This is a genomic window from Streptomyces sp. NPDC003042 (assembly GCF_053591315.1).
Genome location: NZ_JBSFTP010000041.1, coordinates 29626 through 48809, shown reverse-complemented (window position 1 = coordinate 48809; position 19184 = coordinate 29626). Strand labels below are relative to the sequence as shown.

Annotated in this window: 13 protein-coding genes; 4 read left to right on the top strand and 9 right to left on the bottom strand. The window is 72.1% G+C overall.

Annotated elements, in window-relative coordinates; genetic code table 11:
• Nucleotides 1-57: 57 nt before the first annotated feature.
• From ACWDYJ_RS20755 to ACWDYJ_RS20730, 6 genes are all read right to left on the bottom strand, one after another.
• Entirely contained in the window at nt 58-2475 is a 2418-nt protein-coding gene (locus ACWDYJ_RS20755; protein ID WP_451567043.1) for a galactose oxidase-like domain-containing protein, read from the bottom strand.
• A 22-nt stretch (nt 2476-2497) separates the two neighbouring features.
• Entirely contained in the window at nt 2498-3697 is a 1200-nt protein-coding gene (locus tag ACWDYJ_RS20750; protein ID WP_451567042.1) for a glycosyltransferase, read from the bottom strand.
• Between the two features lie 6 nt (nt 3698-3703).
• Nucleotides 3704-5413 carry an ArnT family glycosyltransferase gene (locus tag ACWDYJ_RS20745; RefSeq protein ID WP_451567041.1) on the bottom strand — a complete coding sequence of 570 codons (1710 nt, stop codon included), beginning with the start codon at nt 5411-5413 and terminating at the stop codon, nt 3704-3706.
• Nucleotides 5410-6720: a glycosyltransferase gene (locus tag ACWDYJ_RS20740; protein WP_451567040.1), complete on the bottom strand. Its 1311-nt coding sequence runs from the start codon at nt 6718-6720 to the stop codon at nt 5410-5412. The genes ACWDYJ_RS20745 and ACWDYJ_RS20740 overlap by 4 nt, the downstream gene beginning before the upstream one ends.
• Before the next feature lie 253 nt (nt 6721-6973).
• Nucleotides 6974-9052: a thioredoxin domain-containing protein gene (locus ACWDYJ_RS20735; protein WP_451567039.1), complete on the bottom strand. Its 2079-nt coding sequence runs from the start codon at nt 9050-9052 to the stop codon at nt 6974-6976.
• A 47-nt stretch (nt 9053-9099) separates the two neighbouring features.
• Nucleotides 9100-10443, bottom strand: a complete 1344-nt coding sequence (locus ACWDYJ_RS20730; protein WP_451567038.1) for a recombinase family protein — start codon at nt 10441-10443, stop codon at nt 9100-9102.
• Nucleotides 10444-10639: 196 nt separating this feature from the next.
• Here ACWDYJ_RS20730 and ACWDYJ_RS20725 point away from each other — a divergent pair, with 196 nt between their 5' ends.
• Both ACWDYJ_RS20725 and ACWDYJ_RS20720 read left to right on the top strand, forming a co-directional pair.
• Nucleotides 10640-12163, top strand: a complete 1524-nt coding sequence (locus ACWDYJ_RS20725) for an APC family permease (RefSeq protein ID WP_451567037.1) — start codon at nt 10640-10642, stop codon at nt 12161-12163.
• Between the two features lie 33 nt (nt 12164-12196).
• Nucleotides 12197-13144, top strand: a complete 948-nt coding sequence (locus tag ACWDYJ_RS20720; RefSeq protein ID WP_451567036.1) for a hypothetical protein — start codon at nt 12197-12199, stop codon at nt 13142-13144.
• On the opposite strand, the gene ACWDYJ_RS20715 is transcribed toward ACWDYJ_RS20720, so the two are convergent.
• The gene (locus ACWDYJ_RS20715; protein ID WP_451567035.1) at nt 13137-13946 is read right to left on the bottom strand and encodes a DUF4344 domain-containing metallopeptidase; all 810 of its coding nucleotides are present in this window, start codon (nt 13944-13946) and stop codon (nt 13137-13139) included. The two genes, ACWDYJ_RS20720 and ACWDYJ_RS20715, sit on opposite strands and share 8 nt — an antisense overlap.
• 124 nt (nt 13947-14070) lie before the next feature.
• Between ACWDYJ_RS20715 and ACWDYJ_RS20710 the strand changes: the two genes are divergently transcribed.
• A complete protein-coding gene (locus ACWDYJ_RS20710; protein ID WP_451567034.1) occupies nt 14071-17457 on the top strand; it encodes a tetratricopeptide repeat protein in 3387 nt (1128 codons plus the stop codon).
• 69 nt (nt 17458-17526) lie between these two features.
• Here ACWDYJ_RS20710 and ACWDYJ_RS20705 read toward each other — a convergent pair whose 3' ends face one another.
• Together ACWDYJ_RS20705 and mca are read right to left on the bottom strand one after the other, a co-directional pair.
• A complete protein-coding gene (locus ACWDYJ_RS20705) occupies nt 17527-17757 on the bottom strand; it encodes a hypothetical protein (RefSeq protein WP_451567033.1) in 231 nt (76 codons plus the stop codon).
• Between the two features lie 2 nt (nt 17758-17759).
• A complete protein-coding gene (gene mca / locus ACWDYJ_RS20700) occupies nt 17760-18641 on the bottom strand; it encodes a mycothiol conjugate amidase Mca (RefSeq protein WP_451567032.1) in 882 nt (293 codons plus the stop codon).
• A 107-nt stretch (nt 18642-18748) separates the two neighbouring features.
• On the opposite strand from mca, the gene ACWDYJ_RS20695 reads away from it, so the two are divergent.
• Nucleotides 18749-19162, top strand: coding sequence for a DUF4307 domain-containing protein (locus ACWDYJ_RS20695; RefSeq protein WP_451567031.1), 414 nt, complete (start codon nt 18749-18751; stop codon nt 19160-19162).
• Nucleotides 19163-19184: the final 22 nt, after the last annotated feature.

The following is a 19184-nucleotide window of genomic DNA, read 5'->3' as shown; positions in this document are numbered from 1 at the left end:
GAAACGGGGAGGGGGGTACGGCCGCAGCCACGGCCGTACCCCCCTCCCCGTCTTTCTTCAGCAGGTGTAGCCGTCGCCGTCCGGGTCCAGACGGAGGGGGTCGCTGCCGTTGACCTTCATGCGCTTCGGGTACTGGTGGGCGGCCAGCCAGTCGCAGCGGGCTTTGGTGGTCTTCTTCACCTCCGCCGGGAAGTTCGTCGGTACGCAGAGGCTCGCCGAGCCGTAGTGGCGGTCGCAGCCGGCCACCGTGGGGGCGACCGGGGCCGAGTCCCGCGGCGCCGGATTCCGCTTCGGGGCGGCGAGCTCGTTCGCGAAGGTGTGCTCGTGCGCGGCCGGCTGCTCCTGGGCGGCGGCGAGCGCCGGGGCTCCGCCGAGGTGGATCCAGGTCGCGAGCGACGGGATGCCGTTCGCGTCGACCCCGAAGAGCATGTACCAGCCGGGCGGCGCCAGGTTCGGGTTGCTGGTGACGTTGAGGTCGATGGTGGTGCCGTTGACCACCGTCATCGGCAGGTCCACGAAGCGCTGGTTGGGGTCGGAGGAGTGGGTGACCGCCGCCGGGCGGATCAGTTCCGCCTTGGCGATCGGCCGGTTGACGGTGATCCGCTGCGTGTCGCCGTACACCCACCGCGTGTCGAGCACCGAAGTGAGCTGCGGGCGCGCGCCCTTGAAGAGGTAGGGCGGGCTGTAGATCGACACCGCGTGGTTGTACGTGCCGTTGCCGGGGTTGTCGCCGACCGACATGACCCGGCCGTCGGGCAGCAGGAACGATCCGGAGTGGTACGTACGCGGGATCGGGTCGGCCGCGAGGCCCGCCTGGTACGTGTTGCTGACGGGGTCGAAGAGGGAGGCCTCGAAGACCGGGTCGGCGCGGTCGTGCAGGGCGCCGCCGGTCTCCAGCACCTTCCCGTCGGGCAGCAGCACGGCCGAGACGTACATCTTGCCCTCGGCGCCGGTCTGCGGGCGTTTGCCCGCGCCCTGGTCGACCAGGCCCTGCGGGAGGTCGGGTCCGGCCGTGTAGGCGGGGCTCGGCTGCTTCAGGTCGATGATGTCGGTGAGCCGGTGCGCCGCCGGGTTGGACTCGTTGTTGCCGCCGCCGACGGTGAGGACCCGCTGGTCCTGGGCGGGGGGCAGCAGCACGCTCGCCGACTCGTCGCGCTCGTCCTTCTTGCGCAGGCCGGGCACGTCGGTGATGGTGTTGGCGTCGTAGTCGTAGACGGACGCGCCGGTGCCGGGCGTGCCGTTGCCGAAGGTGTGGCTGCCGGAGTAGAAGAGCCGGCCGTCCTGCATGAGGATCATCGAGGGGTAGAGGCCCCAGTACGACCAGGTCTGGTTGACCTGGTTCATCGGCAGCCAGGCGCCCTGCGCCGCCGAGAACTTCTCCGCGGTGACGTTGCCGGTGGAGTCCTCCTTCAGCCCGCCGAAGGAGATGACGTCGCCGTTGCCGAGGACGGTGGCCGACGGATACCAGTGCCCGCCGTTCATGTCGTTGGTCTTCGTGTACTTCTCGGTGGCCGGGTCGAAGATGTACGAGTCCTTCAGGCCCTGGTAGCCGACCGTGCCGTCGGCGGACGGATAGCCCTTGTTGCCGCTCATGACCAGCACCCGGCCGTCGGCCAGCTGCACATGACCGGAGCAGAACATGTCCACGGGCGTCGGGATCGTCTTGAAGCTGCCGCCGGCGGGGTCGTAGACGGCGGAGGTGAAGGTGCCCGCGTTGAACTGGGCGATGTCGTTGCCCGAGCCCGCGATCAGCAGCACCTTGCTGTTCTTCAGGACGACGGCGTGCATCGAGCGGACCGGGTTCTGGGCGGGTATGACCTGCCACTTTCCCTTGGCGCACTCCTCGGCGGTTCCCGTGCAGGTGGGCTGCGGCGGGAGCGCCCCCACTTCCTCCAGCGCGTAGTCGTCGCTGGTGACGGTGCCCACCCCGTACACCGACAGGCCCCACGCGATCTTGTCGGTGTTGGGCGGGACGGCGGGCGTACGGACCTCCGTACGCGCCCACGCGGCGCTGACCGGCGGATTCTGCAGGTCGGTCCAGTACTGCCAGCCCGCCGTGGTGTCGTGGCGGAAGACGGTCACCGACACGTCGGGGGTGTTCGACTTGTACCAGGCGGACAGGTCGTACTGCTTGCCCGGTACGACGGTCGGGGCGCAGGAGGCCGTCTCGGTGACCAGGGCCTTGCGGTCGCCGTCGACCCGGCGGGTGAGGGAGACCTTCATGGCCTTGGTGCCGCTGTGCGCGTCGGGGACGGTGGCGAAGGTGAAGTCGTTGTCGCCCCAGCCGGACTTGGACCAGCAGGACGGCATGTCGGAGCCGGCGGCGCCGGCGGTCTCGAAACCGGGATTGGTGAGCAGGTTGGGCGGTCCGGCCGTGGCCTGCTGCGGTGCGGTGAACAGCAGGCCGGCGGTCATCGCCCCGACGGCCAGCAGGGCGGCCCGGCGCCCTGTCCTCCGTCGGATGGTCCTTCGCATACGGGGGTCCTTTCGGTGCGGCTCAACTCCTGGCGGTGGGCGCCGCGCGGGATCCGTGCGGCAGGTAGACGAGGGTCTCGGTCGCGACGAAGCGCAGGACGAAGGTGGTGACCAGCGCGAGGGCCGTGGCGGGCAGTACGTCCAGGCCGAGCTTGCCGACGAACAGCGCGATGAGCGGGATGCGCAGCAGCAGATCGGCGTTGGCGAGCAGCGCGAAGCGGCCGAGGCGGTCCGCCCAGTGGCGGTGGCGGCGGCGGTCGCGGAAGAGGAGGGTCTCGATGAGGAGGAAGTTCCACAGCACCCCGGCCTGGTTGGCGAGGACCTCGGCGGGGAGGTAGTGCATTCCGGCGTGGGTGAGCAGCCAGAGCGCGAGCAGGTTGGGGACGAACCCGGTGAGCCCGATGAGGCCGAAGCCGATGAGCCGGGCGAGCCGGGTCGCCGAGCGCAGGGCGGCCAGGTGGGTGAGGAAGCGCAGCCCCTCGCGGGCCGTGGACTTCGACTCGCCCGCGTACCGGTCCTGGAAGACGAAGGGCACCTCGGCGACGCGCGCCGGGCGGCAGCGGACGGTCAGCTCCAGAAGGATCTTGTAGCCGAGGGGCCTCAGGGCCTCGGCCGTCACCGCCGAGCGGCGCATCGCGAAGAAGCCGCTCATGGGGTCGCTGATGCCGCGCAGGGCGCGCGGGAAGAGCCCCTTGGCCAGCCAGGTCGCGCCGCGGGAGGCGACGACCCGGTAGTTCCCGGCGAGCCCGGCCCTGCTGCCGCCGGGAAGGTAGCGGGAGGCGACGACGAGGTCCGCGCCGGTGCGTGTCCCCTCTGCGACGAGTGCGGGGACCAGGTGCGGCGGGTGCTGGAGGTCGGCGTCCATGACGACGATCCACTCGGACGCGGCCCTCCTCGCCGACGAACAGCGCACCCCTTCGACGACCGCCCCGCCGAGGCCGCCGTCCGCGCTCTCACGGTGCAGGACGGTCACCGGGAAGGGGCAGCCGGCGGCCGCCTTCTCGATCACGGCCGGGGTGTCGTCGGTGGAGTCGTCGACGAACAGCACCTCGACGGGCAGCCGGGCGGGCAGGGAGCCGGTGAGCCGGACCAGCAGCTCCCCCACGTTCCCCGCCTCGTTGAAGGTGGGGATGATCAGGGTGACACTGCCGGACCCCGGGGCCGGCGCGGGGGCGGCCTCCGGATCGTCCAGGGCATGCGGAGGCCACTGGTCCTCGCTCATCGTGGTTCAGCTCCCACTCTCGCGGTCGGTGCGTCGGATCTCGATGCGGTCCTCGCCCGTCCCGAAGACGGCCACCGCGGTCGAATGCTCCAGTGCAGCCTTCACGTTGGGCAGGTTCGCCGCATCGCGACGCACGGTGGGCGAGGAGACGACGTAGTCGATGTCCCGCCAGCCGCGCGGCAGGGTCTGGGTGACGGCCGGGTCGAGGTCCGCCTTGTAGAACCAGATGGCGCCCCTTCCCGGTTCGAAACCGTGGTGGACGGCGTCCAGCCACAGCGCGTCGTCGACGAGGACGCGCGTCCTCGCCGGGTCGGCGACCTCACTGCCGAGCCAGGCCGCGGCCTGCCGGTAGGGGCCGTTGGCGTCGACGGTCAGCGCGGTGCGGTTGCCGTCGTACCAGCGCGGCAGGACGTACACGGCGGCGGCCACGGCGAGTACGCCGACCAGCGCCCGGCGCCCGTGGACCAGCCCCCGCCGCTCCCCCGGCGTACGGCGGCGGCGCAGGACGGCGTGGGTGACGCTCGCCGCGGCGGCGGCGAGGACCAGGGCGAGGAAGGGCAGGGCCTGGATCACGTACATCGCCGGGAGGTAGCCGGAGGGCCGCATCGCGACGAGGGCGAGGATGACGGCGGCCAGCGCCGGTCCGGCGAGCGCGCGGGCGGTGACGGACCAGCGGATGGTGGCCAGCAGCAGCACGGCTCCGGCCAGGCCGCCGAGCGGCAGGACGGTGTCGTAGTACAGCCAGGACCGCAGGACGCCGTGCGAGCCGGAGCCGGGGTCGAGGATGAAGCCGGAGCCGGGGCGGCCCATCTGGTAGGTGATGCCGTCGACGAGGGAGACGTGCCCGGCGCCGGGCAGCAGCTCGCCGTTGAGCAGGGCGAACAGCGGGTACGACAGGCCTATCAGGGTGCAGGCGGTGACGGCTCCGGTGACGGCGAACTTGCGGGTGTCGGGGTGGCTGTGACGCCACATCGTCACCAGCAGCGCCGGGAGCACCACCAGCATCGTCTCCTTGGTCAGGACGGCGGTGGCCGCCGCCAGCCCGGACGCGAAGTGGTGCCACAGGTGGCGGCTGGGGGACGCGGCGAGGCAGAAGGCCAGCAGCATCCACATCACGGCGAGGTTGTCGAGGAAGATCTCCCGCTGGAGCACCACGGACAGCGGGGACAGGCCGAAGAGGCCCATCGCCAGCCCGGCCGCCCAGCGCGGCAGCCACAGCCGGCGCGCGAGGACGTAGATCAGCACGGAACTGGCGGCCGAGACGGCGAGCATCGAGAACCGCATCGGCGCCACGGTCATCGACTCGGGCACGAAGAGGGAGGGCAGGTACGTCAGACCCGCGACCTGTATCCAGCCGAGCGGCGGGTGGTCGTACCAGTACGTGTAGTGCGCCAGGCCGTCGCCCTGCTGGACGGCCCACGCCTGGGCGAGGTAGGTGCCCTCGTCGTCGCTCAGGGTCGGGAAGTTGGTGATGTTCCAGCCCTGGACGAGGACGATCACCAGCAGCAGGACTCCGCAGAGCAGCAGGTCGGGGCGCGAGGAGCGGAACCGGACGAGGGGGCGGGCGGGCGCGGGCGGCCGGACACCGAGGCCGCCGGGGCCGCGCGGGGCGGGGACGGGGGCCGTCGCCGCGGCCGTCTCGGCCGCGGTCGCGGCCTGCGGGTCAGTGGCCGTGGGCGTGGCCGTGGCCGTGGCCGTGGGCAGGGTGGCGGTCACGGGCGGCTGTCCTCTCGGATCGCGGTGGAAGCCGTCGCCCCGGTGAGGTGGGCGCCGGTGTGGCTGGTCAGTTCCCACTCGCCCTGGCCGCGCTGCTCGCGCCAGACCGCGCGGATCGCGGCGCCGGCCAGCATCACCTGGTAGAAGGGGCCGCCGACGACGAGCTTGAGGTAGTGCACGAACCGCACGCGCAGCCCGTACTGGCGGCCGAAGTCGTGCAGGCCGACGATCTCGAAGACGAAGGTCACCATCGCCGTGATCATGGGCAGGAAGGTGATGATCGCGATGCCGACCGGCACGTCGAGGAAGACGGCGACGGCGAAGTTGACCGGGATGATCACCCCGGAGGTCGCCTGCAGGAACGGCGTCATCAGGGTGTAGCGGGCCAGCCAGCGCTGGCCGCGGCCGGGCAGCCGCTGCCAGTCCTTCTTGCGGTAGACCTGGAGGAAGCCCTGGTTCCACCGGGTGCGCTGCTTGAGCAGGCTGATCAGCGAGCCCGGCGTCTCCTCCCGGGTCACCATGTCCGAGTCGTACGCGACGACCACCTTCTTGCCGACCGACGAGAGCCGTACGCCCAGGTCACAGTCCTCGGCGAGGCAGTTCCCGTCCCAGCCGCCGGCCTCGCGCAGCACCTCGGTGCGTACGAAGACGGTGTTGCCGCCGAGCGGGATGAAGCCCTTCTCGGCGTGCAGGTGCAGCCGGGAGCGGAACCAGAAGAAGTACTCCAGGCAGTTGCGCAGGCTGTACCAGCTGGAGTGGAAGTTGATGAGCTGGACGCCGCCCTGCACCACGTCCGCCTCGGTGGCGCGGAAGGCGTGGTCCACGTGGGAGAGCAGCTCCGGGTGGACCTGGTCCTCGGCGTCGAAGACCCCGACGATGTCGCCCCGGCAGTACGGGAGCGCGGTGTTGAGCGCCTTGGGCTTGTTCTTCTTCTCGTGGTGGTCGACGACGACGCGTACGCGGTCCGGCGCCCCGGCGGCGGCGCGCTCGGCCACCGCCGTCGTCTCCGGGTCGTCGTGCCCGACGATCACGATGATCTCGTAATCGCTGTGGCTCGATTCGAGCAGCCGGTCGATCGTGTGCTCCAGGACGGCCTGTTCGTGACGGGCCGGCAGGAGCAGCGAGAAGGCCAGCCGGCCGCCGCCGTCGGGGCGGTCGAAGCGGGTCGAGGCCAGCGTCTCCGGCGTGCGCCACGCGTGCATCTGCCACCACAGCGTGAAGGCGGCCATCCAGAAGAGCGCAAACGAAATGGCAGAAATCAGCACAGGAATGAACACAGAAGTGAACAAACTGTCCCCCACAGACATGCCGCAACCCCAGGCGGCGGTCGGCAAACCCCCGGAGGCGAACAGCGGGCCCCCCGGCCCGCCGCCTCCGCTTCCCCCCTCGCGCGCACCCCCCAGTGCGCCGCGTCTCTGTCAGTGCGCTGTGTCTCCGTCTCGGCGCAGCTCCCGAGGACATGAGACTAGGCAGCGAAAATGAAGCTGAGGCGCCGACCGGATAAAAACCACGTTTCCGAGTTGGTGTGCGACAACCGGAATTGACGGCACTCCGGCCGAATCAGGGACGAACCGCCCCCAACTGCTCCGCCAGCTCGATCGGTTCCGTCGTAGGCCGCGCGCAGACGAAGTGACGGCACACGTACGCCGTCGGAAGGTCGCGCACCAGTGTGCGCTCGGCCAGAAGGGGGAACTCCCCTCCACTGCCGTCCTCCGCACGCGGCAGACCGACCGCCACCACCGCCCCGGGAGCCGTCGCCAGCAACGCCGTCCGGTGCAGAGCAGCCAGCGCCGGATCCTCCGGATGGCCGACGACGGCCACCTCGCGCGGCCCGTCGACGAGCGCCTCGGCCACCGCCAGACCGTGCCCGATGAAGCGCGGAGCGCGCGGCCCGAGCGCGTGTACCACCCCGAGCGCCCGCTCCGCCGCCGTCCGGTGGGCCTCCGAGCCGGTGTGCGCGGCGTACGAGAGCAACGCGCCGGCCGCGGCGGTCCAGCCGGACGGCGCGGCGGTGTCGGTGGGGTCCTGCGGGCGCCGGATCAGCTGCTCGGCGTCGTGCGCGGTGTCGTAGAGGGAACCGTCCTCGGCGGTGAACCGGTCCAGGACCAGGTCGACGAGGAACCCGGCGAACTCCAGCCACACCCCCTCGCCGGTCACGGCCGCCAGCGCCAGGAACCCCTCGGCGACATCGCCGTAGTCCTCCAGCACGCCCGCGTTGGCGCCGACCCGCCCGTCCTTGCTGGTCCGCGCCAGCCGGGCCCGCCCGTCCATATGAACCCGTACGAGCAGATCGGCGGCCTCCGTCGCCCGCTCGATCAGATCCGGCCGCTCGAAGTACGCCCCGCACTCGGCGAGCGCGGCGATGGCCAGCCCGTTCCAGGCGGCGACGACCTTGTCGTCCCGCCCGGGCGCGGGCCGCCCGGCCCGCGCGGCGAGCAGCCGCGCCTTGATGCCGGCGATCCGCGCCTCGTCGGCGACGGGCCCCTCCTGCGGCAGCTGGAGCACGGACTTGTTGTGCTCGAAGGTCCCCTCCTCGGTCACCCCGAAGTACGCGACGGCCAGCTCCCCGTCGGCGTCCCCCAGCACCTCCCGCAGCTCGGCCGGGGTCCAGGCGTAGTACGCCCCCTCGACGTGCTTGCCGCTCAGCGGGTCCTCACTGTCGGCGTCGAGCGCGGAGGCGAAACCGCCGTGCTCGGTACGCAGCTCCCGGACCATGAAGTCGGCGGTCTCCAGGGCGACCCGGCGGGCGAGTTCCGCGAGGTCATCAGCGACTCCGTCGCGGGCGATGGCCCGCCACAGGTGCGCGTACACCCGGCAGAGCAGGGCGTTGTCGTAGAGCATCTTCTCGAAGTGCGGTACGACCCACTCCCGGTCCACGGAGTACCGGGCGAACCCGCCGCCGAGCTGGTCGTAGATCCCGCCCCGGGCCATGGCCTCACAGGTGTCGGCGGCCATCTGGAGCGCACCCTCCGACCCGGTGCGGGCGTGGTGGCGCAGCAGGAACTCCAGCACCATGGACGGCGGGAACTTCGGCGCCCCGCCGAATCCGCCGCGCGTGGCGTCGTACTCCCGCGTCAGCGCGAGCAGCGCCTGCGCCAGCTCCTCGGGACCGGGGGCGCCGGCCTTGCCGTAGTCGAGCTGCCGCCCGGCCAGGTCCCGCACGATCTTCTGCGCGACATCGGCGACCTCCTCGCGCCGCCCGACCCAGGCGGTCCGCACGCCTTCGAGGACCTGCATGAAGGAGGGCATCCCGTGCCGGGGCTCCGGCGGGAAGTAGGTGCCGAAGTAGAAGGGCTCGGCGTCGGGCGTGAGGAAGACGGTCATGGGCCATCCACCCTGCCCGGTGGCGGCCTGCACGGCCTCCATGTACACGGCATCGACATCGGGCCGCTCCTCGCGGTCCACCTTGACGTTGACGAAGTGGTCGTTCATGTACGCGGCGGTCAACTCGTCTTCGAAGCTCTCGATCGCGAGTACATGACACCAGTGACAACTGCTGTACCCTACACTCAATAGGACCGGCACGTCGCGTTCTCGCGCCTCAGCAAAGGCCTCGGGCGACCACGGCCACCAGTCGACAGGGTTGTCGGCGTGCTGGAGCAGATACGGCGAGGTCTCGTTCGCGAGGCGGTTCGACATGGACCCATCCTGCCGCACCGCTGTACGTACGGCTCATGACCGGGCCATCAGGCCGCCGGTTCGGCGGCCCGGATCCGATCAGCCCATTTCCATACCGGAACCACGCGCGAGTGGTCCCAGGTACTGCAGCCCTTCCTCCCCGGCTGGATCACGAGGTGGGTGAAGACCGAAGCAATGACCTTGCGCTTCTCGTCGAAGCCCATCCCGCCCGACAGCCACCGCAGCCGGATCGGCGCGGGAAGTCGGATCTTCCCTTGGCCGTCGGCCGGAAACAGCAGCCGCTCGATGGCCTCCTCGACCAGCGGTCCGCTAATGGCACACCGACCGCAGCCACGCCCGGCGGCGCCGTTGCAGATGTAGTTGTATGGGCTCTTATGGCTCCGGGCGCTCTTGCTGCCGCCCATGGGCCGGCCACACTCGCCGCCACCCTGGAACTCTCCCCCACAGCGCAGAAATCCGCTGGCGAGGTACTTCGGGCCGGCCTTGCGGTCGGTCAGTCGCGGGCTGAGGGGACCCCGGTGCATGTACAGGCTCCCGGCCGAGAACGTTGCGCAGACCTCCGTCCACCGCTCAGGCGTGACGATAGCCTGCCATGCCCCGACCAACGGCCTTCCCGTGGCCGGATCGATCAGCAGCTCTCCCCGGTTCGCGCGGAAACCGCACACCCTCGGAGCCGTGATGATCTGTGTGACCACCTGCGGGTTCGGGCGCCCCCCGCGCGTTCCCGTGATGCCCAGCTCGTCCCACTGTCGCGCAACCTGTCCTGCGGACATACCGGCAATGCGGTCCTCGATCGCCTTCCGTACCAGCTCGGACTCGACCGGGTGGAGCGTCCGACGGTCCTCCTGCCACCCAAACGGCCTCGGCCCGCTGTGCGGTCGGCCGTCCATCGCCCGCGACCAGTGCCAGTCCTGGACTCTGCGGCTTCGCATCTTCCCCTCGGCGACAGCCCCCTGAAGGGATTCGACACCCTGCAATACGCCGGCCTTGCTGTACGGATCGCGCAGGCCGTCCCGGTCCACGTACACCCTCCCCGGCGCGGCGGTGAGTGCCGCCATGAAACGGATGAAGTCCTCCGGCCGGCGATAGAGGCGGTCGTCCGCGACGGCGACGACACCCCGCAGCGGTCCGGCGGTGAAGGCGTGGCCGCGGTGGAGGTCGGTGAGCAGGTGGTCGAAGCCCGGACGCTCCCGGTCGTCCTTCGAGGCGCCGCGTGCATTGTCCGTGTACGTGGCGACGACGACGCAGCCGTGTTCGTGCGCGGCGCGTTCGTTGATGCGGTGCTGGTGGCGCACGCCGCGCGCGTCGCGCTGCGTCGAGTCCTGTGAGGTACGTGCGTACGAGGCGACCGGAATGAGGCGGTCCCTAGTGGCGTCTGACGTGGTGTCCATGACGCGCTCCCCCCTTCGAGAATTCGTCCTATGTCCGCCTTAACTGTCGACACGACAATGTGGTTACGCCTCGCGGCCGCATCGACCGGACAACGAAATCCGAAGCAACCGAGTGTTGAAATAGAGGATCTCAACACATGGACGAGGGGTGGTGCGAAGGAAACCGAAGCGGTAAGCCTTGTGTCCCCGCGCTGGCATGGGCAACGTCCAGGCGGTACGCGGCCAGAGAGGGCAGTCAGTGGGCAAGAGGGCCGGGAATGGTGGGGGCGGTCTGCGGGCCGGGGCTGTGGGGACGTTCGATTCCGTCGTCATGGCGGTCGCCGGATGCGGGCCGGCGTACACCGTCGCCGCGATGATCCCCGTGCTCGTCGCCACCGTCGGGGTCGCCAGCCCGGCCGTGCTGTTGTACTGCGCGATTCCGATGATCGGCATCGCGCTGGCCTTCCGTCATCTGGGACGGCTCGACGTCAACGCCGGTGCCAGTTACGCCTGGGTGGCGCGCGCCCTGCACCCCTTCCTCGGGTTCCTCAGCGGCTGGGCCCTCGTCGTCGCCGCCACCGCCTTCCTCGTCTCCGCCACGCTGCCCGCCGGCAGCGCGACGCTCGCCTTGATCGACCCCCGACTCGCCCAGAACGCCCCCTTGGCCACGACCGTCGGCGTCGGCTGGTTCCTGCTCATGGCCGTCGTGGTGGCTCAGGGCGCGCGGATCAGCCCGTACGCCCGGCGGATCATCACCGGCGCGCAGCTCGCGCTGCTCCTGGTATTCGCCGTCGCCGCCCTGGCCAAGGACGGGAACGCGGCCGAGTTCTCGATGTCCTGGTTCGGTTTCGGACACTTCGACGCGTCGCACAGTTTCGTCTCCGGAGCGCTGATCGCCGGGGTCGCCTACTGGGGCTGGGACGTGTCCAGCAACCTCAACGAGGAGACGCGCGGCAGCCGCCGCTCCTTCGGTCTCGGCGGGCTGATCGGCGTACTGACGTCCTTCGCGATCTTCGTCGTCTTCACCATCGCCACCAACGTCCTCATCGGTGCGGAATTCGTACGGAACAACCCCGACGGTTTTCTGTCCGTCCTCGGTGAGGCGGTCTGGCCGGGCTGGGGCGGCCGGCTGCTCGTGCTGGCCGTGATGCTGTCCATGGTCGCCACGCTGGAGACCAGCCTCCTCCAGGCCACCCGCACGCTCTTCGCCATGGGCCGCGACCCCACCATCCCCGCCGCGTTCGGCCGGATCCACCGGACCTGGCAGACACCCGCCGTCGCCACCGCCTCCGTGGCGGCCGTGGCGCTGGTGCTGGTCGTCGCTTCCGTCTGGGCGGGCTCCGGCGCGCAGTTCGTACGGGACGCCGTCAGCGGGATCGGCCTGCACATCGCCTTCTACTACGCCCTCGCCGGTCTGTCGGTGGTCGTCGCCCACCGCAAGGTGCTGTTCGCGTCCGCGGGAAACTTCGTCTTCATCGGGCTGTGGCCGCTCGGTGGTGCGCTCTTCATGGTCTGGATCTTCGCCATGTCGATTCCGGAGCTGACGGGCAGCGCCCTGGCCATCGGTCTGGGGGCCCTCGCCCTCGGTGTCGTGCCGATGCTGCTGTCCTGGTGGCGGGGCGTGTCGTACTTCCGGCCCCGGCCACTGGATCCCGAACAGGCCGGTGAGATCGAGGGGGCGTACGGCCGACCGGGCCTCGCGGCGGCCGGACGCCGGGACGGCGTCCTCACCGATTTCTGACGTACCGCGTCCCCGCCCGACCGAGGAGAGTCCATGTCAGCCTGGCTGCGCCGTCGTTCCGGAGAGCCGCTCTACGACCGGTCCTACGGCGACCGGGACCTGGAGGCGAGCTGCCAGGACATGGTGATGGGCCGTTGGGAGGGCGCCCGCGACCTCCTCGCCCAGCACCCGCGCGAGGACTGGGACCGGCGCGCGCACCGCGTCCGGCTCCTCGCGGACGCGGCGGCGGACCGGCGGACCGTGGACGTCTGGCACGCGTCGGATCCCGACGACCCGGACGCGGCCGTCCTGCGCGCCGACACCGAGGTGATGCGGATGTTCGCCGCCGCGCGCGGCGGGGCGATGCCCGCGCCCGACAGCCTGGATCACGTGGCGCGGCTCTGTCTGCGGGCCGGCGACCTCGCGCCGGCGGACCCGCATCCGTACGTCTGCCTGGTGACGCTCGCGCGGCTGTACGAGGGTGGCGACCCGAACATGGGCCACTGGTGGCGGGAGCTGCGGGCCCGGGATCCGTACCACCGCGAAGGCCATCACCAGACGCTGCGCTATTTCTCGGCCCGCTGGCACGGCTCCAACGGGGAGGCGTACAACTTCGCCTGGGACGCGGCCGCGTACGCCCCGCCCGGTTCGCCGCTCGCCGTGCTGCCGCAGGTGGCGCGGGCGGAGCAGTACCGGCACCAGCGGGAGACGGAGCGGCGTTCGGCGATCGGGCTGGCCACGCACTGGAGCGGTGAGCGGGCGCGCTGGGACCTGCGGGCGGCGCTGGCGCGCTGGATCGCCGAGCGCACCAAGGCGTACGCGCAGGATGTGGCCGATCTCAACTACCTGGCGCACGGCCTGGTCCACGCGGGGATGGAGCGCGAGTCGGCCGCGGTGTTCGCGCTGCTGGGCAACCGGGCCACCCTGGTCCCGTGGTCGTACAGCGGGGACGCGGAGGAGCTGTTCGTGCGGTGGCGGGACAAGGTGGCCGCCCTTACTTGAGCAGCGGGGCCCTGAGCAGCGGGGTGAGGTGGCGGGTCCAGGTGTCGCGGGTGCGGGTCCAGGTGGTGGCGCAGTCGGCGCGGGCGGCGGTGGCGAGGTCGGGGTGGCGGCCGGGGGCGGCTCCGTGGACGGCGCAGCGGTGGGATTCGGCGCGGGCGGTGTCCGGGGCGTGCGCGTCGGTGGGGTCCGGGACGGGGTCGGCGGCGGCTGCGAGGTCGTAGGCGCGGGCGGCGGTCAGGAGGGTCCGCTCGCCGTCCGGGCGGCCGTGTCGCAGCAGCATGAGCTGGGCGAAGCGGTCGGCGGCGTCCTCCTCGGCGCGGTCCCCGTCGTCGGGCAGGTCCAGCGCGTCGATGAGGGCGTGGCCGGCCTCGTGGTAGAGCGTCTCCTGTACGACGTCGGCCAGTTGTTCGTCGGTGGGGCGCTCGTCGGCGAGCTGTTCGTCGACGGGTTGTTCGTCAGCCCGGTGCTCTGCGGCGCGGGTGAGGAGTTCGCGTTCGTCGGTCAGGTCGTCGTAGCAGAGTTCGATGCGGTCGGTGTCCGGGTCGTAGCCGCTGCCCTCGCCGGCGCAGGAGCGGGCGACGACGATGACGCGGTGGGGCAGGCGGAGGTACGCGTTGAGGTCGAGGAGGGTCTGCTCGGCGGGCTCGCGGTCCCTGAGGAAGCGGTGGTCGTCGCGGTCGGCGGCCACCGGCTTCTCGTAGCGCAGGACGAACCCCTGTGCGGTTGGCTCCTGTTGGCAGCCGGTCGCGGTCAGCGACAGCAGTGCCGCGCAGAGTCCCCAGGTCCACCGATGTATGGTCACCGCTCCACCGTATGTGACCGTTTGGCCGCCAACTCCCTCTGATCTAGCTCAGATTGCCTCGCGCTCGCGGCTGTCCCGCAGGACACTTGGCGCACGTTGCCGGAGCTCTCCGAGGAGGATGCCGATGCGGGACAGCCATCGTGTCGAGGCCGAGCGGCTGCTGGCCCGGGCCGTCGAGGAGGAGGCCCGGCGCACGGGGGCGGGCGCACCGGTCGTGGTCGACGAGGAGGCGCTGCTGGCGCGCGGGCGCGAGGCCCTGGAAGGGCTGGCGGCTGCCGCGTCCGAGGAGTACGAGGCGTACGTGCGCGCCCTGGACGAGGTGGCGGCCGGGGGCCAGTCCCTGGGGGAGGCCTTCCGGCGCGGGAACACCTCGACGGCGTTGCTGGTGACGGCGGTCGCCGCCGTCGCGGCGGCGGGAGCGGACCTGGCCTTCGGTGTCGCTCCGGGGACGGCGATCAGCGCGGGCGTGGTGGTGGGCGTCGCGGGGGCGGCGACGACGGTGGCCAAGGTGACCGCCCTGCACCTGCCGGCCGCGAACCGGCGGGCCGGGGCGGCGGGCCGCCCGGGCGGGCCGGAACAGCTGAGGCTCCAGTGGCTGACGGCATTGGAGGTGCGCGGGATACGTCCCTTCCTGGAGCAGCAGCGCGTGGTGGCGGCGGCGGTACGGGTGCCACCGCGCGGCCGTACGGCGGTCAGCGGCGGGCTCGCGGGCGCGGGCGGGGCCGGGACGGGGGCCGGAGCCCCGGCCGGTGGGGTCGTGGTTCCTCGGCTGCGTGGCAGCGACCGAAGCGCGCAGGCCCGCCGTCGCAGCATGCTGGAGCAGTCCTTCGGTCAGCTCCCGGACGCGGGCGAGGCGTTCACGGGCCGACGCGCGGAGCTGACCCGTATCGCGCAGTGGGTCCAGGCGGCTCGGGCCAGTACCGAGACCCGGCCGGTGGTCGTGGTGCTGCACGGCGAGCCCGGCGTGGGCCGCACCGCGCTGGCGCTGCGGGCGGCGCACGCGCTGCGGGACCAGTTCCGCGGGGCGTGCGTGGTGGACCTGCGGGGCGGCTCCTCCCCGGTGGAGGCCCCGCTGTCGACGAGGGAGGCGCTGCTGCACCTGCTGAACCGGCTGGGCGCCCCGCGCGAGCAGTTGCTGTTCCGCGAGGGGGCGACGGCCGAGCAGCAGGTGCGGCGCCTGGGCGAGCTGTACCACCAGCACCTCCAGGGGCTGCCGGTGACGGTGGTGCTGGACGACGCGGTGGACGCGGCGCAGGTGCGGATGCTGGTGCCGGAGCGCTCCGAGAGCCTGGTGCTGGTGACGGCCCGGGAGCCGCTGGAACTGCCTGCGGACCTGGCGGCCTGGGTGTACCAGCTGCCGGTGGTGCGGCTGGCGGAGGCGGAGGCGGCGCAGGTCCTGCGGGCGGGAGCGGGCGCGGGGGTCGGGGCAGGGCCCGGGGCAGGCGCCGGGGCTGGGGCAGGCGCGGGGGTCGGGGCAGGCGCCGGGGCCGGTGCGGGGACGGGGGCTGGGGCGGCGGGCGGGACCCGGGAGGCCGGGCTGCTGGAGCTGGGCGCCGGGCTGCCCCTCGCGCTGCGCGTGCTGGCCCCGCTCGGCGACGGCACCCCGGCCGCCCCGGCCGCCGCCCCGGCTTCGGCGGATGAGGGCCCCGCCGGTTCCCTGGAGCACGTCCTGGACCTGGCCTACGTACGCCTTCCCGAGGAGCGCCGCCGGCTGCTGCGGCGGCTCACCCTGGCGGGCCGGGCCTCGCTCGGCGCTGCCGCCGCGGCGGCCCTGTGCGACGCCGACCAGGTCGAGGCCGGGCGGCTGCTGCGCGAGCTGGCGCAGGCGGGCCTGCTGGACCTCGTACGCGGGGAGCGGTACCGGATGCACGACGCGGTGCGCGCGTACGCGGCGGCGCGGCTGGCGGCGGACGAGGACCGGGCGGAGGCGGCGGCGGCGCACGAGCGGCTGATCCGCGACTACGCCCAGCTCGCGGACTCGGTGATCCGGCTGGTCGACGGGAAGATGTCCACCCGCGCGAACCACTTCGGGGGTCACGGCTTCGCCTCCCTCGACGCGGCGCTGCGCTGGCTGGACGACGAGTCGAGCTTCATCACGGCGGCGCTGCGGCACTCGGAGGGGGTGGACCAGCAGGCGGTGCTGGACCTGCTGGGCGCGCTGTGCGACTTCTGTCTGCTGCGCGGGGACCTGTACCGGCTCGGTGAGATCAACGAGCTGACGCGGGCCGTGGACCAGGGGCGCCTGGCGCGCTCGGTGCAGTGGCGTACGGGCATCGCGGCGCGCCAGCTGGGCGAGCTGGACAAGGCGCGCACCACCTTGTCCTCGGTGGTGGACCAGTACCGGGAGGCCGAGCAGGACGCGGGCGCGGGGATGGCCCTGGTCTCGCTCGGCATCACGCTGCACCACCAGGGGAACCTGCCCGAGGCCGCGGCCCGCATCCGTGAGGCGCTGGTGCTCCAGGAGCCGCAGGAGCTGGCGGGCGACCGGGCGTGGGGGCTGCACGCGCTGGCGGCGGTGGAGCGCGACCGGGCGCACCTGGGGGAGGCGATGGCGCTGCTGGAGCGGTCGCTGGCCCTGCACCGGGAGAACGAGAGCGTGCACGGCGAGGCGTGGGCGCACTTCCAGCTGGGCCAGGTGTACCTGCGGCTCGGCGAGGTGCCGCGCGCCGAGGCGGAACTGAACCGGGCCCTGGACCTGTACGGGCGCACGCGCGACGACCGGGGCCAGGCGTGGGCGCTGACCCAGCTGGGGCGGGCGCGGGTCGTCGACCGGGATCCGGGTCCGGCGCTGGAACGGCTGGGCGACGCCCTGGCCCGCCACCGGCTGGCGGAGGACGCGCGCGGCGAGGCGTGGACGCTGTACTACCTCGGGCAGGCGCTGGAGGAGGGCGGCGAGCGCGACAAGGCGGTACGGGAGCTGGAGCGCGCCCGGACGATGTTCTCGCGGATGCGGGACGTGTACGGGCTGGCGCACGCCCGCTGCCACTCGGGCCGGGTCACCCGCGACCAGCGGGCGGCGCAGACGGGCAACCTGCGCAACTCCGGCTTCGCCCGGCAGCTGCTGATGGACGCGCGGGCGGACTTCCGGCGCATCGGGCTGGCGCACGGCGAGGCGTGGACCTGCCTGGAGCTGGCGGTGGTGGACGCGGGCAACGGGCGGGTGGCGCAGGCGCTGGGGCTGTGCGAGGAGGCGGCGCGGCTGTTCGTCTCGTACGAGGACCGGCGCGGGGAGGACTGGGCGCGTTTCCTGCGCTGCACGCTGCTGCCGTACGCCGATGTCGCCGTCCCGGGGGACGCGCAGGAGGCGCGGGCCGAGCTGGCCCGGCTGGCGGCGGCACCGCATCCGCTGCGGGACGGGCGGCTGGAGGACTGCCTGGAGACGTACGGGGTGATCCTGGCGCGGGGCGTGGACCCGGCGGAGGGCTGGCAGGCGTGGCGGCTGGGGATGGTCCCGAACCTGCACTCGCGGGAGATCATGGGCGTCCCGGTGCCGGTGGCTCCGCCGGCGTGAGCCGGAACCGCCCGCGCGGAAGCCGCCGCCCGACCCCTGTACGGGTGGGCGGCGGTGTCGCGGCGGGCCCTAGGAGGCGGCCGTGGTGCCGTCGGCGGTCGGGGCCGCGGGCTTCGCCGGGGCCTCCTCGAAGTTCACCCGGCCCATGTGCCGGCTCATCGACTTCATCAGGCCCCACACCCCGAGGGCGAGGGCCGCGAACACCAGGAACCCCAGGATTCCGGGGGTCACCTTGTTCTTGTCGAAGGTGTCGGCGGCCAGGGGAAGGAGCTGGGTGACTGCTGCCTGCGTAGCGCTCATGACTACGCATTCTCCCGGATGCCCGCGAAGAGGTCGGACTCGGGGAGGGAAGTGTCCACGAGCGACTTCGCCAGTTCGTACTCCTCCGTGGGCCAGACCTCCCGCTGGACGGCCATCGGCACGCGGAACCAGCCGCCGTCCGGGTCGATCTGCGTGGCGTGCGCGATGAGCGCCTTGTCGCGGATCTCGAAGAAGTCCGCGCAGGGCACGTGCGTGGTCAGGGTCCGCTCGGTGCGCTCGAACTCCTTCCAGCGGTCCAGCCACTCCCCGTACGGGGACTCCATGCCGCGTTCCAGGAGCGCCTCGTGCAGGGCGACGGTGCGCGGCTTGTTGAAGCCCTGGTTGTAGTAGAGCTTCTGCGGCTGGTACGCCGGGCCGAAGTCGGCCTCCGGGTACTTCACGGTGTCGGCCGCTCCGTCGAAGGCCACCATCGAGATCTTGTGGGTCATGATGTGGTCGGGGTGCGGGTAGCCGCCGTTCTCGTCGTACGTGGTGATGACCTGCGGCTTGAAGGCGCGGATCTTCTTCACCAGCTTGCCGGCGGCCTCGTCGACGTCCGCGAGGGCGAAGCAGCCCTCGGGCAGCGGCGGCAGCGGGTCGCCCTCCGGCAGGCCGGAGTCGACGTAGCCGAGCCACTCCTGCTGGACGCCCAGGATCTCGCGCGCCTCGTCCATCTCGCGGGCGCGCACCTCGTGGATGTTCTCCTCGATGTACTTGTCGCCCTGGAGCTTGGGATTGAGGATCGATCCCCGTTCGCCGCCGGTGCAGGTCACGACGAGCACGGGCACCCCCTCGGACACGTACTTGGCCATGGTGGCCGCGCCCTTGCTCGACTCGTCGTCGGGGTGGGCGTGGACGGCCATCAGTCGAAGCTGCTCGGTCAAGACAGGATCCTCTGCGATTCGGCGCGACGGGCGGTTTCTATACTGACCGAACCGGGGGGCGGAAAATTCCAGGGGCCTCTGTCTTTCCCCCAGTGAAAGGAACGATCATGGGCGCGGTGCGCGAAGGGGTCCCCGAGGGCCGGTACGGCCGGGCGGCGGACGAGCGTGCCGACCGGAAGCTCAAGATCGTCGGGTCTGTGCTCGGGGTCGGGCTGCTGGCCGTGGTCGGGTGGATCGGCTGGGGCTACGTCGGCGGGAAGAGCGTCAGCGCCGAGGTGATCAAGTTCCAGGTCGTCTCGGACACCGAGGTCAAGGTGCACCTGGAGGTCCGCAAGGAGCCCTCGGTCACCGGTGTGTGCACCCTGAGCTCCCAGGACGAGGAGCACGGCGAGGTGGGCCGCGCCGACTTCACCTTCGCCCAGCCCGAGCAGCGGGTGGACGAGGTCGTCGTCCTGAAGACGACCGGCCGCGCCACGGCGGTCGAGCTGGTCGGCTGCCAGGAGGCCGGCTCGGCGCGCTGAGCCGCGGCGCGGGCGGCCTTCC

Coding starts and splice junctions, on each gene's coding strand:
- ACWDYJ_RS20755 (WP_451567043.1), bottom strand. CDS start 2,475: ATGCGAAGGACCATCCGACGGAGGACAGGGCGCCGGGCCGCCCTGCTG.
- ACWDYJ_RS20750 (WP_451567042.1), bottom strand. CDS start 3,697: ATGAGCGAGGACCAGTGGCCTCCGCATGCCCTGGACGATCCGGAGGCC.
- ACWDYJ_RS20740 (WP_451567040.1), bottom strand. CDS start 6,720: ATGTCTGTGGGGGACAGTTTGTTCACTTCTGTGTTCATTCCTGTGCTG.
- ACWDYJ_RS20735 (WP_451567039.1), bottom strand. CDS start 9,052: ATGTCGAACCGCCTCGCGAACGAGACCTCGCCGTATCTGCTCCAGCAC.
- ACWDYJ_RS20730 (WP_451567038.1), bottom strand. CDS start 10,443: ATGGACACCACGTCAGACGCCACTAGGGACCGCCTCATTCCGGTCGCC.
- ACWDYJ_RS20725 (WP_451567037.1), top strand. CDS start 10,640: ATGGGCAACGTCCAGGCGGTACGCGGCCAGAGAGGGCAGTCAGTGGGC.
- ACWDYJ_RS20720 (WP_451567036.1), top strand. CDS start 12,197: ATGTCAGCCTGGCTGCGCCGTCGTTCCGGAGAGCCGCTCTACGACCGG.
- ACWDYJ_RS20710 (WP_451567034.1), top strand. CDS start 14,071: ATGCGGGACAGCCATCGTGTCGAGGCCGAGCGGCTGCTGGCCCGGGCC.
- ACWDYJ_RS20705 (WP_451567033.1), bottom strand. CDS start 17,757: ATGAGCGCTACGCAGGCAGCAGTCACCCAGCTCCTTCCCCTGGCCGCC.
- ACWDYJ_RS20695 (WP_451567031.1), top strand. CDS start 18,749: ATGGGCGCGGTGCGCGAAGGGGTCCCCGAGGGCCGGTACGGCCGGGCG.